The following is a 14,698-nucleotide window of genomic DNA, read 5'->3' as shown; positions in this document are numbered from 1 at the left end:
TCTAGCATTTCTTCGCCTGCTCTTTCGCCTGCGCCCACACACGCTCTTCCTGCTCACGCAGCTGCGGCGTGAACTCGGCGCCGAAATCCTCCGCCTCGAACACCTGACGAATCTCGATCTCGGCGTCTGTGCCTGGCATCGGGTTGGGGCAGCGTTTGACCCAGTCGATGGCTTCCTGCTTCGACTTCACCTGCCACAGCCAGTAGCCGGCGATCAGTTCCTTGGTTTCGGCGAACGGGCCGTCGATCACCGTGCGCTTCTCGCCCGAGAAGCGCACGCGGGTGCCTTTGCTGCTGGGGTGCAGGCCTTCGCCGCCGATGAGGATGCCGGCCTTGACCAGTTCTTCGTTGTAGTTGCCCATTGCGGTCAACAATTCTTTGGTGGGCATCACGCCGGCCTCGGAATCCTGACTGGCCTTCACTATGATCATGAATCGCATCGTCTTATCTCCGCTGGATTTGAGTGACTCACTTCCTAGTCGAACGACCGTGCCCCAAATCGACAGCCCTTCATTTTTTATTGCCGTTCCCCCAAACGATCCTGGGGAAACACTGAAAAAGACTCCCGTCTCTGGTGAAAACCCGCCTGACACGAACACGACGGTTGCACCGGACGGAACACCGGACAAAAAAAAAGCCCGCATGCGGGCGGGCTAAGGGAATGCTTGAAGTGGATGAGTGAAGTTTATGGCGCTGAAGGTGATGGGGGCGTGAAAGGTTTGTCGCCAAAATGGAAAAGCCTGCTCAGTCCCAGGTCAGCCCCAAGACACCAACGGATCAGACATCTGTTTCAGCGCCGTCGCCAGTTGTGAATGGAAACGGGCAGATAACCGGAGCGATCATCAATACCAAGGCTTAAGTGCTTGATGTACTAACGCGAACAAGCAGGCCCTGTTTTTGACGGGGCTTGTCGGCTGCATCCAGGTTGGCCCTGCTCTGAGAAGTCTGGGCAAATAGAGCGCGTACGGCCTTTGGCGGGGGCTGATAGCGACGTTAAGTTCATGGGTGCAGAGGGATGCTTCTACAGGCACGCCGATTATGAGCCGCCAGATCCTGTGTCAGCGCGCTTGCGATGAAGCCGCCGAATACCGGCTGCCTACATCGATGAATGCTTCTTACTGATTGCGATAGATCACCATAATGGCCTTTTGGCACAACTGTCGGATACATTTTCACAAATGTGGCTAACTTTTGGTTACAGACAGAGGCTAAAATGCCATCTGGCGGCCAAATGCAAATCACCGGCATTGAGCTCAGGGATGCGCCGCCAGGACTTGCTGTTTCGATTATCAGACGCTGCGCATCTGTCCTTGGGCCCATCCGGCTTGTAAGGGACGCAGTATGTTTTTTTCTGACATGTGACCACTTCCGTGAAACTCATCATTGCTGCTATTTACATTTTATCCATCGCGTACGTGCATCTGCGTGGTCGTGTGCGCCACACATTAGGTCGTCAGTTGAGTGATCACTCGACGTTTCTGGCTCCGGTGAATTGTTTTCTTTACCTGTTCTCGAAGAAACCCAATGTTCCTTACCTCGATCCTGCCGACTTTCCTGACTTGAGCCCTTTGCAAACGCACTGGGAGGAAATCCGTACCGAAGTCCTGAACCTGCTAAGAGCCGGGGAGATCAAGCGTTCGGAGCAATACAACGACGTGGGTTTCAATTCCTTCTTCAAAACGGGTTGGAAGCGCTTCTACCTGAAGTGGTACGGCGACAGCCATCCTTCGGCGATGAAGCTTTGCCCACGCACCACCGAACTGCTGCAAGGTATCGGCTCGATCAAAGCCGCCATGTTTGCCGAGTTGCCACCAGGCTCGAAGCTGGTACGCCACCGCGACCCATATGCAGGTTCCTATCGCTATCACCTGGGCCTGGAAACACCCAACGATCCGGGCTGCTATATCGAGGTCGACGGTGAGCGCTATCATTGGCGCGACGGTGAAGCGGTGATGTTCGACGAGACATACATTCACTACGCCGAGAACACCACACAACAGAATCGTATTATTTTGTTCTGCGATGTGGAGCGCCCGATGAAGTATCGCTGGGCTGCTGCCTTCAACAACTGGTTCAGTCACACAGTGATGTCAACCGCCGGCTCGCCGAACGATGCCGGCGACAAGACCGGCGGTTTGAACAGTGCCTTTACCAAGCTATACAAAATCCGCCTGCGCGGTAAAGAACTGAAAAAGCGCAACCGTACGCGTTACTACCTGGAAAAATGGGCGATTTTCGCCGGGTTATTGGCGATTTTTGTATTGATCTAAAGGGAGGGGACGCCGGGTTCTGGCGCAGGTTTTTGGTAGAAAAGCGGCCCGGATAACTCGTGTTACATGTTCCGCAAGACTATTTTGTTAACAAATTCGAACCCTGCGCGTAGCGTGTTATCGAAGGAGATATCTCTGTACACATAAGTAAAGAGGTGCCCAATGAACAGGCTTGTGCTTAGCTTCACCGCGCTGGCATTGAGTGGCTTGCTGAGCAGCCTGGCCCAGGCTCGACCTGAAGCATCCGCGTTTCATAATGCCTCGCCACAACCGATACTCCTTGCCCAGAACCTGCCGGGCAGCAGCGACAACAATCCTTACAACAGCCCGATCCGCCGAGCCAATCCCAATAGCATGCAAGGCACTCAGCCCAGCGCCCCGGCAGTTCGTTCGCTGAACTCCGTGCCAGTGCAGCGTCCACCGACCCTGGAAAACGGCGGCATCGGCAACGGCTATCCACGCAGTGGTTCTATGCCGGGCTCGGTCAAACCGAACATCCAGCCCAACACGCCTCCCAGAGATTCGAACGACAGCAACCGTTGAACGGTAATGGCGTCAGTCATTGCCGGTCATTTTTTCGAAAAAAGAATTGTGCATGCTGCGTAAAACGCTCTTGGCAACATTCTGTGCCAGCGTTCTTGTGACGGGTGCAGTGCCGGCCTTGGCGGCTCAAAGCTAACAGTTCCAGAGCGAGAAGGGCGCGGGCAACCCCCTCGCCACCAATGTCCGCGGGCGAACTTGAACGCTTTGTCAGGCCTTTTGAGCAGAAGTCGCACGGCCTTTCGCGTCACGCAAACCACGCACCACCAGGTACAGCAACGGTCCGACGGAAACGAAAATCGCAGTGATCAGCAGATAAGGAAGCACCGAAAGCGCCGACTGACCGCGACGGCGCGCATCCTTGTACATCCAGACACACGCCAGTATGGCCAGCAGATAGAGATCGATAACCACTTGCGCAGTATCGGGGCGGGACATCAGGCTGATGCCAAAGTCGATCAGTGACTGTTCGGCCTGCAGCATGACCGACACGGTGTAGCCGGCGAAGGTGATAAGGGCGATCAAAGGGAGTGCGACAGACTTCATGTTTTCCTTCCTTGGGTAGATGAGCAGGATTCGAAGATGACAGGATCCTCCCAGACGCTCAACCGAATTGGCCATTGACTTGCCATCAGCGCCCGGCTAATTTCGAGCCATGACTTCAACCGTATTGCGTTCCCAGCCAAGCATTATTACCGCCATTCCTTATTTGGCGGGTTAGCTGACGGCTGTACCCAACCCGCCCTAGAGGCGGGTTTTCTCTTTCTGTCTCCGGGGCTTCGAATAACACCAGGAGACGCCCATGAGCACCCGCCAGCCCCGTCCCGCCGAGCAGTCTCTGCTTGAGCACTATGTGAAAAAGATCCTCGCCGCACCGGTCTACGACCTGGCGGTGCGTACGCCTTTGCAACCGGCCCCGGCGCTGTCCGAATCGCTGGGCAACCAGATCCTGCTCAAGCGCGAAGATTTGCAGCCGACCTTTTCTTTCAAGATCCGCGGTGCCTACAACAAACTGGTGCAGCTAAGCGATGCGCAAAAGGCCTTGGGAGTCATCACCGCCTCGGCAGGCAATCACGCACAAGGCGTGGCGCTGGCGGCTCGGGAGTTGGGGATCAAGGCGACTATCGTGATGCCGTGCTCTACTCCTGAACTGAAAATCCTCGGCGTTCGCACGCGCGGCGCCCAAGCGCTGTTGCACGGAGAAAGCTTTCCGTTCGCCTTGGCCCATGCATTGCGCCTGGCGGAGGAAATGGGTTGCACCTTCGTCTCACCCTTCGACGACCCCGACGTGATCGCGGGCCAAGGGACGGTGGCCATGGAGATTTTGCGCCAACACCCGGGGCCGCTGGATGCGATCTTCGTTCCGGTGGGCGGTGGTGGTCTGATCGCTGGCATCGCGGCCTACGTCAAATACCTGCGGCCGCAGATCAAGATCATCGGCGTCGAATCAGAACACTCCAATTGCTTGCAGGCCGCCTTGCAAGCCGGAGAGCGGGTCGTGTTGCCCCACGTCGGGACCTTCGCCGATGGCGTAGCAGTCGCACAAATCGGTGCCTATGGCTTCGAGATCTGTCGACTGCATGTGGATGAGGTGCTCACCGTCAGCAATGACGAGCTCTGTGGGGCGATCAAGGATATCTACGACGACACCCGTTCAATCACCGAGCCTTCCGGAGCCTTGGCCGTGGCGGGGATCAAGAAGTACGTAGCGCAAACCGGCGTACGCGGCCAGACCTTGGTGGCGATCGACTCGGGGGCCAATATCAATTTCGACAGCCTGCGTCATGTTGCCGAGCGCGCAGCACTGAGCGGCGCGTCGACATGAAGCATTTAGCGTGGCTGGGGAGTCATCATGAGAGCAGCGGGCGCAGGAACGTGCGTTCGTAGCTGAGAATGAACTTCTTCTCCATTACCGAGGCCACCAGCGCCGTACTTTCCTGATCGGTCAGGGCGATATGGCGATAGCTCTCGTAGTCCGCGAGGGAGGGAAAGCTGAACAGGCAGTAGGCGATGTTGCTAGCGCCTTCAGAGGGCAGAAAGTACCCATGGTGAGTACCACCCAATCGCTCGACAACCTTGATCCAGGCCTTGGCATAGGCTTCAAAGTCGGCAAGCTGGTAAGGATCAATCACATATTTGACGTGGCAGGTAATCACTCAGTGGCTCCTTTTTTATGGGCAACAGCCTTATTGCTGGCTGGCTTTCTCAATGTTGTTGGAGGCTGACCAGATTCGGTAGCGGACCTCAACATCCTGCGGCACGTACACCACAATCGGTAGCTTGCTGTTATAACGCAGCATAAAGCCATCACCGACCACCGGGACAAAGTCTTGCTTGCTCTTGCCGCCCGGGCAGGCCATCAGCGTGCTCATCGGGCCGCTGGCTTTTTCCAGCCGGTAAAACGGATAACCCCAACCTTCGAGGTTTTTTTCTTCCAGGCTACCGCCCAGGTGCTGACGGTTGCAGTCCACGCTCAGGGTTTTGCCAGCGAGGATCTCGACCTTGTAGTTGACTTCTTGTTTGTGCGGCGCAAGGTGGATGACCTGGCGGGTGAATCCGGTTTCAGCCTTGGGGTAGGGCGCGACGTCTTCGAGTTTGGCCGCAGAGGCCGCTGTGGACAGACCGGACAGCAGCACAACGGCTGCGGTGATTCTGGATAAGCGCATGACGCCTCCTTGCTGGTTTGTAGCGTTAATACACGCATTTGAGTCTATTCAAACACCTGCTTTTGCCGGGCATTCTTACTGTGCCTGGTCGTTCAATGCAAACGGGGGGGACGCCCAATCAACGTGACAGACGGTAAGGAACAGGCGGTGATGTATGACGAAGCCAAGGTAGAACACCGTCGTCGATTCGCGGGTGCTGTCGGACCTGAACGCCACGGATCTTTGCACTACGGAGTTTTCCGGGCGGGTGAAGGTGGTCAAGGAAGGGCGGGTGGATCCCATAGAAGAAGAGGAAGCCGAGATGTTTGCTCAGGCTGAAAAACACCTTGGCAAGGCCAAACTGCAAGCGCTCGGAGGCCAAATGAAGGTCTTTAAATTATCGATGAAAAAAGAGCTTACCGGGATCGGAAAAGCGGCCTAGTCTAGGAGTGGGCATTGCGCTCCAGGGTCGCCCCAAGGTCGGTGGCGCAATGCAGGAAGCCACTCAATAGACGGGGCTTCCGAATACGTAATGTACTGACTAAAATTGATTGGCAGTCCCACATAAAGGAGAAGGTCGTTATGTTTCTTTCTGCCTTGGAACTACGAAATATCATTGAAAGCAGTTTTCTGCCCAAGCGTTGCCAATGCACCTTATCCCCTGATTTATCGATGACGGTGAAGGTCTATGGCGACCACGAAACCGACCGCGTGGAATTGGTAGTCACAGGCATAAAAGCGGACCGTCTCAATGGTTGCCGCGAGATTGGCGATCTGATTGCAGAGTTGCGCTACGACCTTGAACACCATCCAGGTAGCCAACCTCTCGTCGGCTCAGGGGCGAAACCGCATTAACCCGTTGTTTCTGCGAACTCGATAGACACGCGCCTGGTCTTGATAAACCCAAGACCAGGCGCGATTTCGACCACTATCGCTAGCAAGATACCCTGCCCCGCATGGCCGTTGAGCCATTCGCCAAGACCTGACGCCGCCAAGCCGAAACATCCCACCACCCAACCGGTGCTCAAGGCCCTGCGTGTACTCGAAGGTGGTGCCTGTCGAGCCAGATAAAACATCACGCCCAAAGCATATCTGCCTGACAACTGTCAGGAACACCGCTTGATGGTTATCCCTGTACAGCGCAGGACAAGCCTTTGCTGTACAGGTTGGTACCACTTAGCTCTGATAGTTACAGGCATCCGACAGCTTGCTGTAAGTGATTTCCTCGAGCTTGCCTGACGTATCGATGAACTTCATGTCCGCAGTGATGACTTTGCACTCCGTCGATTGTTGCTCCGTCATGGAAACTACCTTGGCAATATCCAACTTCATTCCATAGTGATAGGGCACAGCTTCGACTGCGGTGCTGGAGGTGCTGGAGTTGTCAGCCTGTACCACACCGGCAGACGCAAAAAGGGCGAGGGCGCCTGCAATAAATAATGTATGACTGTTCATGAGCGTTCTCCGAGTTACTCTGAATCGTCAATCCGGCGTTAAAACGACGTCGAACACCCGCGCAGAGCGTCAGAAATGTCTGCGTTAACGCGGTACTGTTCACTTTTGGCCCGCAGGATTAACCGATTATTAAGTAGGGAGCTAACAGTCTGTTGGTTCTCAGACAGATGCCTCAAAAAAGCTCATGGCGGTGAGTGGGCGAACAGGATCTGGCTGAGTTTTGCGCGGGTGTGCACCCCGCGTGGGAGCGTCTGGGTGTTGCCCGCGAATGGTCCGCAGGACCTATGCTGTGGAGGCAAACCATTCACAGGAGTGAACCATGCGCGTACTCGCTACCAACGGTCAGGATGACTTCCGCGTCAAAGCCTATGCCGGCACCAATGGGGTGTTATTGGCGATGGACCTCGCCGAGCCCAGGCGCAAAGGATTACTGGGCTTTGCCATCGAGAAACAGCAGGACAACAAACCCTGGCTGTTCCTGTTCAATAGCCTGACCTTCCCTGGCAAGGCCCACACGCTTCCTCAGTACCACGCCACACCGAGTGATATCGCGCCTCTGCAAAAGTTTCGCTGGGCCGATTACGCCGTCAATCCAGGCGCAACCATCCACTACCGCGTGCATCTGGCCTATGGCAGCACCGACGCGCCGCAATTGGGCGAAGCACTGGAAGTGACGGTCACCGCCGACAACGGTCAACCACCGGGCCAGCGGGTCATCTTCAACCGTGCTGTGGCCGCCAGCCAGGCGTTCTCGCGCAAGTTTGCCGATCTTGATGCGCTGCTCAGTGCCAACAAGAACCTGCCCATCGAAGCCTGGCCCGAGGCGCCGCGCCAATGGCTGGAAAACGGTTTGCTGGAAGAGCTCCTGGGCTTTATCGAGCGCGCCGTGGACGGCCAATGGGCGATGGACATCGCCATCTACGAATACCAGTTGCAGTCGATCATCGATGCGGTCAACGCCGCGTTCGCCCGTGGGGTGAAGGTCCGGGTGCTGTATCACGCGCAACCGGGTGATAGCGACACCACGATGAATGAAGCGAGCCTGGAAAAAATCCCCGCAGCGAATAAACGCGGGCGCGTCACCCATAACATTTTTCATGACAAATTCATCGTGCTGAGCCAGCTCAACCCAGCGGGTGAACACAAGCCTGAAGCGGTGCTCTGCGGCAGCACCAACTTCACGCCCAACGGGGTCTATCGGCAGGCCAACGTGGTGCATGTGCTGGACGACGCTCGTGTGGCCGCCAGCTATCTGCAAGTGTTCGAGCAGATCTGGGCTGCACCGACGGATGTCGGTGCCACCCGCCAATGGCTCACGCAAAACAACCCGATGGATCCGGCACAGGCGTTGTTCGCCGGGTTTTCGCCGCGCTCTGGCGAGGGCGACCTGCATGAGTTTGTCGATATCATCAACGCTGCCAAGAAGGACGTGTTGTTCGTCACCGCGTTCGCGCTGCCAGACGAGATCCTCAATGCCTTGCTCGGCCAGCCCCACGATGATGTGCTGCGCTACGGTTTGCAGAACAGCGCCAGCCGGATCACCGGTTTTCATGCCGACCGCACTGCAGAGTTTGCCGCCACGGCGCTGCTGAACACCGGTCTCGAAGGCTGGCTCAAGGAAGGCTTGAAGGGACAGAAGGGCAACCTGTTGGTGCACACCAAAGCGATCATCAGTGACTTCACCAGCGACGCCCCGGTGATCATCAGTGGCAGCCACAACCTCAGCGTGGCCGCCAGTAACGGTAATGACGAAAACTTCTTGATCATGCGCGGCGATACCGATCTGGCCGATCGCTATGGGCTGGAACTGCTGCGCTTCTACGAGCATTACCGGTTTCGGTACTTCGCGAAACAACTGGTGCTCAAACAGGTCCAGCCGTTGGCGGTCGATGACAGCTGGAGTCATGATTATTACCTTGAGGGCGATTTGCGGATGCTCTCGAGGGGGCGTTTTTCCGGGCGTTAAAAGATCGCAGCCTAGCGGCGGCTCCTACAGGTCTTGCGTCCACCCGCAATTGTGCGGGCGGACCGGATCGGCGTAGGAGCTGCCGCAGGCTGCGATCTTTTTTTTGGGTCCACGCGGTTTAACGGTCCAACAAAACAATCATTTGCCCATCGCCGCGCGGTACTGACGTGTGCGTTTGGCGATATATAGCTGGTCGAAAATCAACGCGAACAGTGCTGAAACTTTCGGTTTTGGTGCGCGGCCGCGGCTCAGGCGGTGCATCTGAAAGCGCACCATCGCCATGGTCGCGAGGGAGGCCAGGGGTTTGCGTTTCCAGCGCACGGGTTGCAATTGAGGATGACTGTGTTGCCCGTTGCGCCATTGTTTCGGCAATTGCGGTTCCAGCGCCAGGGCCGTGGCAATCCCGGCCATGGCGATGCCGCTGTCCAGCACTTGCTGAACAATCGGTAAACGGCTAATGCCGCCGGTGACCATCACCGGCATCCTGGCTACCGTCGCCAACTCGCTTGCCATCTCCATGAAGTAGGCCTCGCGGGCCAGTGTGCGGCCGTCACGGGCTTCGCCTTGCATGGCGGGTGCCTCATAACTGCCGCCCGACAACTCAAGCAGATCCACCGCCAGCGGGTTGAGCAACTCGATAACCTGGCGGGCATCGTCAGCATCGAAACCTCCGCGCTGGAAATCAGCGGAGTTGAGTTTGACCGCCACACAGAACCCCGGCGAAACCCGTTGGCGAACGGCGTTGATCACCGCCACCAGTAAACGTGCGCGGTTTTCCAGCGAGCCACCCCACCGGTCGGTCCGACGATTGCTCAGCGGCGAGAGAAACTGACTGATCAGGTAGCCATGGGCGGCGTGAATCTCGACGCCGGTAAAACCGGCTTTCTCGGCGAGCCAGGCGCTGGTGGCGAAACGCTGGATCACTTCTTCAATATCGTCTTCGGTCATCGGTTTGGGTTGGGCGAACATTTTCGAAAACTGGCCCATGTCCAGGGCGACGGCGGACGGCGCCCAGGCTACCTGCCCGAGATTGGCCATGGTCTGCCGGCCAGGGTGGTTGAGTTGCACCCAGAACTGAGCGCCTTTTGCGCGGCCGATGCTGGCCCATTGGCGGAATTTATCCAGGTGTGTTTCATCTTCCAGAGCGACTCCGCCTGGGCCAGTCATGGCGCGACGGTCGATCATCACATTGCCGGTCAGCAGCAGGCCGGACTCGCCGTCGGCCCACGCCTGATACAGCCGTATCAAGGCTGGGGAGGGCGCCTGCTCGGTATCGGCAAGGTTCTCCTCCATCGCTGCTTTGGCGATGCGATTGCCGATCGTCTGACCGTTGGGCAAATTCAACGCTTGGAAGGGTGACATGCTTGACTCCTCATCAGTGGAGAGTAGAGGCTAAGCTTAAAGTTAACTTTAATGTCAAGCGTTCAAATGAGGCCTTTATGAAAATTGGTGAATTGGCGCAGCTGAGTGGGTTCGCCGCTTCGCGCATCAGGTTTTATGAGGCTCAGGGACTGATCCATCAGGTCCACCGGCGAACCAATGGTTACCGCGAATACCCACCCCAGGTGTTGCGAACCCTGGAAATCATCCAATGCGCGCAGCAGGCCGGTTTCAGTCTGCAGGAGCTCAAACAGTTATTGCCGGCGGGTGGACAGGGCGACTGGAAGCAGGATGAGATGCTCGCCAGTCTGGAAAGCAAGGTCGAGCAGATTGAAGAGATGCAACTGCACCTGGCCCAGAGCAAGGCAAAGCTGTTGGGAATCATCGATACCATCAAGGTGCGGCCAGACGGCATGCCCTGCGATGAAAATGCCGAGCGGGTGTTGGCATCAATCAAGGGCCCTCGGTAACTTGTGGCGCGGGGCCAAGCCCTAATGTGTAGGAGCGAGCTTGCTCGCGATGGAGGTTAACGATAACGCGTGTTTTCTGAATAAACGCGTTGCCCTTGAGTCCATCGCGAGCAAGCTCGCTCCTACAGAGATTGGGGCTTGCCCCCGCGCCATCCCCGTTTCGGTTTATTCCATGTTCAAGGAAAAAGACTGCGGCTGTGGAATTGGATTACGCATCAGCGTGCCAACCACCAACGCTCCCAACAACGCCAGCAAACCCGCGACCCACAGCACCACGCTAAAGCCGCCGACAAAGGCCTGGCGGGCCAGCGGCTCGACGAGCAAACGTGCCGGCTCGGGCAACTGGCTCAGCGCTGCCGGCATATCACCGGCCACCACCCGCGAGGCGATGCTCTGCGCTTGCCCGAGCCACTGTGACGCTTCAATCGTCAGGCTGCCTTGCAGCAACTGCTGGGTATGACTGGTCAGCAGCGCTCCGAATACGCCGATGGCCAGCATGATCGCGCTGAAACGCATGGTGGTGCTCATGCCCGAAGCCATGCCGGCGCGATCCCGAGGTACGCAGGCCATGATGTTCTTCTGCGTATCACCATTGAGCAGCCCGGCACCGGCGCCGGTCACGGCAATCGCCAGGGCAAAGCTCAAGTAACCACCGCTGTTGACCGCCCAGGCGCTGAGCAGGTTGCCGCCACCCACCAGGGTCAAACCGGCGGCCATCAGTGTGGCCGGGGCGAAGCGGGTCGCAAGGCGGGCGCCAATGCGTGGGCAAATCAGCATTGTCAGCGCGAACGGCAGCATGCCCAGCCCGGAAGCGATCGCCGAGAAGCCCAGACCGTTCTGCAGGTAAAACGGCAGCAACGTCATCATCACTTGCGCGCAACCGGCATAGGCGAACATCCCCAGCAATGCGCCGATAAAGCGCGGATGCCTGAACAGTTGCAGGTCAACCATGGGCCGTTGTTGCAGGCGTTCGATGACCACAAACAGACCGAGCAACAGCGCGCCACCGAGCAGTCGGGCGTAGGTCATCGGGTTGCTCCAGCCGATCCGGTTGGCTTCGATCAATCCCCAGATCAGGCACAGCAGGCTCGCGCTGAAGGCCAGACTGCCCCACGGATCGAGACGTGCAGCCTGTGTGTCCCGAGACTCTGGTACGGCGCGCCAGACCATGGCCATCAACAGCAAACCCACCGGGAGGTTGAGGTAAAAAATCCAGCGCCAGCCGATGTACTCGGTGATCAGCCCGCCGATGGTTGGCGCGGCGGTCATCGCCACGCCCATACACGCGCCCCAGAACGCCCAGGCTTTGGCCCGTTCCACCTCATCGTGAAAGGTGTGGCCAATGGAAGCCAGCGCTGAGGTCAGCAGCAATGCAGCGCCCACGCCTTTGACTGCGCGGGCGATGTCGAGGAACAGCGCAGTGGGCGCCGCGCCGCAACCGATGGACGCGAGGATGAAAACTCCCAGGCCGCAGAGTAGGGTTTTCTTGCGCCCAAAGCGATCAGCGATACTTCCTGCGGGCAACAACAACGCAGCGAAGGCCAGCATGTAAGCGCTGACTACCCATTCGATATCGGCAAAGTTCGCGCCCAGATCCCGGGCGATGCTCGGCAGGGTGACGGCGACGATATTGGTGTCGAGCACGATCAGCGAGCAGACCCCAGAGGCAGTCAGCAGCGTAAGGCGTGGGCTGACCCGGCTCATGGCCTGACCAGCCTTGGCACTGCGAAGGCTTCCAGATTGAGAATTGCCTTGCGGGCAATGCTTTGCGGTTTATTGGCGGAAAATACCGTTTTCAGGTCTAAGCAGGTATCAGGCACCAGAATAGGGGATTTGACGCGCATGGCTTGGACTCTCTACGGTGGAGGTTCAGTCAGCTTATCCCGCGTTCCTCGGTGCGTTATTAGCTGAGGACGAACCTTTCATTACCTTTGAGCTAATGCCGTCATGGAAATACGTCATTTCCGCTATTTTTTGGCTGTTGCCCGGCAGCGCAACTTCACTCGCGCCGCCGAGCAATTGGGCATCGCACCGCCGACCTTGACCCGGCAGATCCAGGACATGGAAAACGCGCTGGGTACGAGACTGTTCCTGCGTCAGCAGCGCGAGGTCAGCCTCACCGAGGCCGGTGCCGCCCTGGTGATCGAGGCCGAGGCCACAGTGCGCCAGTTCGAATTCGCCCAACGCAATGCCCAAAGGGCCGGGCGCGGTGAGATCGGTCATATCGAATTGGGTTACGTGGCGTCGGCGGTGTACTCAGGTTTGTTGCAAAAACAGGTACAGGGTTTCAGCCGTGAATACCCGGATGTCAGCCTGAGTGTGCGGGAAAGCCCGATGGAGGCGTTGCCGGGACTGGTCGCGGAGGGCCGTTTCGACATCGGCTATATCCGCTCGCCCATGACATTGCCCGAGGGGCTGGAAGCGATTCGTCTGAATGCTGAAGGATTCGTTCTGGCACTGACCGCCGAATCCTGGTTGTGCCGTTTGCAGGACATTACCCCGGAACATCTGCAGAACCAGACGTTTATCCTCCCCGAGCAAATCAGCGGCACCTTGCAGGTCGCAGCGCAAGGCGGTTACGCGCCGCAGTTGGGGCCGCAGCCGGGCGGGCTGGTAGCGGTGATCGCGTTGGTGTCGTTGGGGCAGGGCGTGGCAGTGGTGCCCGAGTCGGTGGTCGGACACGTCAGTTTGCCAAACGTGGTGTACCGGCCGATCAAGGGCAGCGAGGCGTGCTCCTGGTTGTCACTGATCCATCGCCGTTTCGAAAAGGCCCCGGCCGTGGCGCGTTATATCGAGCAGGTTAAAGGCCAGTTTCCGACAGAAAAATGAGGTGTGATCTTTTGGGGGATCGAATAGGGCGGGCTCTGCCCCTTTCTGAACCATCCCGCGCCCTCATTTGTGGCCCAACTACCCGCGGCCTGTAGCCAACGGTAGCGCTCATCCTGTGTGCCTTTCGTAACGCATTCAGGGTGTGTTTTTCCATCTCCCTGATTCAAAACACTTTTCAATCCCCCCAACATTTCCCCTACAGCCTATGGCACACTTTCTGCTGTCTATTCCGTTGTTACATACCAATATCCGTTATAGCGGAATAAACATCACCCTGGAGTGCTTGCCATGCATCGCCGACCTTCCTTATTTAAAGCGTGTGTTTTTCTCTTCGCCGCTGTGGCCTCTGCTGCGGGGGTCGCGCAGGCGGCGGACAGCAAGCTCGATAGCGTGTTGAAGCGCGGGCATTTGATTGTGGGCACGGGCAGTACCAATGCGCCGTGGCACTTCCAGGGCGCGGACGGCAAGTTGCAGGGTTTTGATATCGATATCGGGCGGATGGTTGCCAAGGGGTTGTTCAATGACCCGAGCAAGGTCGAGTTCGTGGTGCAGTCGTCCGATGCGCGGATTCCGAACCTGCTGACCGACAAGGTCGACATGAGTTGCCAGTTCATCACCGTGACCGCCAGCCGTGCGCAGCAGGTCGCGTTCACCTTGCCGTACTACCGCGAAGGCGTCGGCCTGCTGCTGCCGGCCAACAGCAAGTACAAAGAAATCGAAGACCTCAAAGCCGCTGGCGACAGCGTGACCGTTGCGGTACTGCAAAACGTGTACGCCGAAGAGCTGGTGCATCAGGCGCTGCCCAAGGCCAAGGTCGATCAGTACGACAGCGTGGATTTGATGTATCAGGCAGTGAACTCTGGCCGCGCCGACACAGCCGCCACCGATCAGTCATCGGTCAAATACCTGATGGTGCAGAACCCTGGCCGCTATCGCAGCCCGACTTACGCCTGGAGCCCACAGACCTACGCGTGCGCGGTCAAACGTGGCGATCAGGATTGGCTGAACTTCGTCAACACTGTCTTGCATGAAGCCATGACCGGCGTTGAGTTTCCAACCTACGCGGCATCCTTCAAACAGTGGTTTGGTGTCGATCTACCGTCTCCAGAGATTGGCTTTCCCGTCGAATTCAAATGATCCGGTG

At 57.6% G+C, this 14,698-nt stretch carries 16 protein-coding genes and 2 pseudogenes; 9 read left to right on the top strand and 9 right to left on the bottom strand.

Going from position 1 to position 14,698, the window contains the following annotated elements:
* Position 1 precedes the first annotated feature (1 nt).
* Complete coding sequence (locus tag ACZYSM_RS05505) at positions 2 to 439, bottom strand: YciI family protein (RefSeq protein WP_489069660.1); 438 nt, start codon at positions 437 to 439, stop codon at positions 2 to 4.
* Positions 440 to 1,369: 930 nt separating this feature from the next.
* Here ACZYSM_RS05505 and lpxO point away from each other — a divergent pair.
* Both lpxO and ACZYSM_RS05495 read left to right on the top strand, forming a co-directional pair.
* The gene (lpxO, locus tag ACZYSM_RS05500) at positions 1,370 to 2,269 is read left to right on the top strand and encodes a lipid A hydroxylase LpxO (RefSeq protein WP_489069657.1); all 900 of its coding nucleotides are present in this window, start codon (positions 1,370 to 1,372) and stop codon (positions 2,267 to 2,269) included.
* Positions 2,270 to 2,431: 162 nt separating this feature from the next.
* Complete coding sequence (locus ACZYSM_RS05495; RefSeq protein ID WP_489069655.1) at positions 2,432 to 2,812, top strand: hypothetical protein; 381 nt, start codon at positions 2,432 to 2,434, stop codon at positions 2,810 to 2,812.
* Between the two features lie 207 nt (positions 2,813 to 3,019).
* Here the strand turns inward: ACZYSM_RS05495 and ACZYSM_RS05490 are convergent, their stop codons facing one another.
* Complete coding sequence (locus ACZYSM_RS05490; protein ID WP_489069653.1) at positions 3,020 to 3,355, bottom strand: DUF2834 domain-containing protein; 336 nt, start codon at positions 3,353 to 3,355, stop codon at positions 3,020 to 3,022.
* Positions 3,356 to 3,647: 292 nt separating this feature from the next.
* Between ACZYSM_RS05490 and ilvA the strand changes: the two are divergent.
* Positions 3,648 to 4,616 (top strand): annotated as a pseudogene (ilvA, locus tag ACZYSM_RS05485) (threonine ammonia-lyase, biosynthetic); the annotation flags it as partial.
* A 43-nt stretch (positions 4,617 to 4,659) separates the two neighbouring features.
* On the opposite strand, the gene ACZYSM_RS05480 reads toward ilvA, so the two are convergent.
* A complete protein-coding gene (locus ACZYSM_RS05480; protein WP_489069651.1) occupies positions 4,660 to 4,965 on the bottom strand; it encodes an NIPSNAP family protein in 306 nt (101 codons plus the stop codon).
* 30 nt (positions 4,966 to 4,995) lie between these two features.
* The gene (gene eco / locus ACZYSM_RS05475; protein ID WP_489069648.1) at positions 4,996 to 5,475 is read right to left on the bottom strand and encodes a serine protease inhibitor ecotin; all 480 of its coding nucleotides are present in this window, start codon (positions 5,473 to 5,475) and stop codon (positions 4,996 to 4,998) included.
* A gap of 193 nt (positions 5,476 to 5,668) precedes the next feature.
* Between eco and ACZYSM_RS05470 the strand changes: the two genes are divergently transcribed.
* Both ACZYSM_RS05470 and ACZYSM_RS05465 read left to right on the top strand, forming a co-directional pair.
* Positions 5,669 to 5,896 carry a hypothetical protein gene (locus ACZYSM_RS05470; protein ID WP_489069646.1) on the top strand — a complete coding sequence of 76 codons (228 nt, stop codon included), beginning with the start codon at positions 5,669 to 5,671 and terminating at the stop codon, positions 5,894 to 5,896.
* Positions 5,897 to 6,036: 140 nt separating this feature from the next.
* Positions 6,037 to 6,309, top strand: a complete 273-nt coding sequence (locus tag ACZYSM_RS05465; protein ID WP_489069644.1) for a DUF1652 domain-containing protein — start codon at positions 6,037 to 6,039, stop codon at positions 6,307 to 6,309.
* Here ACZYSM_RS05465 and ACZYSM_RS05460 read toward each other — a convergent pair.
* Both ACZYSM_RS05460 and ACZYSM_RS05455 read right to left on the bottom strand, forming a co-directional pair.
* A pseudogene (locus ACZYSM_RS05460) lies at positions 6,306 to 6,542 on the bottom strand (hypothetical protein); the annotation flags it as partial. The gene ACZYSM_RS05465 and the pseudogene ACZYSM_RS05460 overlap by 4 nt on opposite strands.
* Before the next feature lie 88 nt (positions 6,543 to 6,630).
* Entirely contained in the window at positions 6,631 to 6,909 is a 279-nt protein-coding gene (locus tag ACZYSM_RS05455) for a DUF2790 domain-containing protein (protein WP_489069642.1), read from the bottom strand.
* A gap of 319 nt (positions 6,910 to 7,228) precedes the next feature.
* Here ACZYSM_RS05455 and ACZYSM_RS05450 point away from each other — a divergent pair, with 319 nt between their 5' ends.
* Positions 7,229 to 8,875 (top strand): phospholipase D-like domain-containing protein, encoded by a 1,647-nt coding sequence (locus ACZYSM_RS05450; protein ID WP_489069640.1) that lies wholly within the window; start codon positions 7,229 to 7,231, stop codon positions 8,873 to 8,875.
* Between the two features lie 138 nt (positions 8,876 to 9,013).
* Here ACZYSM_RS05450 and ACZYSM_RS05445 read toward each other — a convergent pair whose 3' ends face one another.
* A complete protein-coding gene (locus ACZYSM_RS05445; RefSeq protein WP_489069638.1) occupies positions 9,014 to 10,237 on the bottom strand; it encodes an NADH:flavin oxidoreductase/NADH oxidase family protein in 1,224 nt (407 codons plus the stop codon).
* A 77-nt stretch (positions 10,238 to 10,314) separates the two neighbouring features.
* On the opposite strand from ACZYSM_RS05445, the gene ACZYSM_RS05440 reads away from it, so the two are divergent.
* The gene (locus tag ACZYSM_RS05440; protein WP_489069636.1) at positions 10,315 to 10,725 is read left to right on the top strand and encodes a MerR family transcriptional regulator; all 411 of its coding nucleotides are present in this window, start codon (positions 10,315 to 10,317) and stop codon (positions 10,723 to 10,725) included.
* Positions 10,726 to 10,890: 165 nt separating this feature from the next.
* On the opposite strand, the gene ACZYSM_RS05435 is transcribed toward ACZYSM_RS05440, so the two are convergent.
* Together ACZYSM_RS05435 and ACZYSM_RS05430 are read right to left on the bottom strand one after the other, a co-directional pair.
* Positions 10,891 to 12,429, bottom strand: a complete 1,539-nt coding sequence (locus tag ACZYSM_RS05435) for an MFS transporter (RefSeq protein ID WP_489069634.1) — start codon at positions 12,427 to 12,429, stop codon at positions 10,891 to 10,893.
* Positions 12,426 to 12,569, bottom strand: a complete 144-nt coding sequence (locus tag ACZYSM_RS05430; RefSeq protein WP_489069632.1) for a hypothetical protein — start codon at positions 12,567 to 12,569, stop codon at positions 12,426 to 12,428. The genes ACZYSM_RS05435 and ACZYSM_RS05430 overlap by 4 nt, the downstream gene beginning before the upstream one ends.
* 103 nt (positions 12,570 to 12,672) lie before the next feature.
* Here ACZYSM_RS05430 and ACZYSM_RS05425 point away from each other — a divergent pair, with 103 nt between their 5' ends.
* Complete coding sequence (locus ACZYSM_RS05425) at positions 12,673 to 13,554, top strand: LysR family transcriptional regulator (RefSeq protein WP_489069630.1); 882 nt, start codon at positions 12,673 to 12,675, stop codon at positions 13,552 to 13,554.
* Positions 13,555 to 13,842: 288 nt separating this feature from the next.
* Positions 13,843 to 14,691 carry a transporter substrate-binding protein gene (locus tag ACZYSM_RS05420; protein ID WP_489069628.1) on the top strand — a complete coding sequence of 283 codons (849 nt, stop codon included), beginning with the start codon at positions 13,843 to 13,845 and terminating at the stop codon, positions 14,689 to 14,691.
* The last annotated feature ends 7 nt before the right edge of the window (positions 14,692 to 14,698 follow it).

It is taken from the genome of Pseudomonas sp. F220 (genome assembly GCF_057813935.1).
Note: the sequence above shows the minus strand (reverse complement) of the source record. Positions and strands in the feature narration are given on the sequence as shown.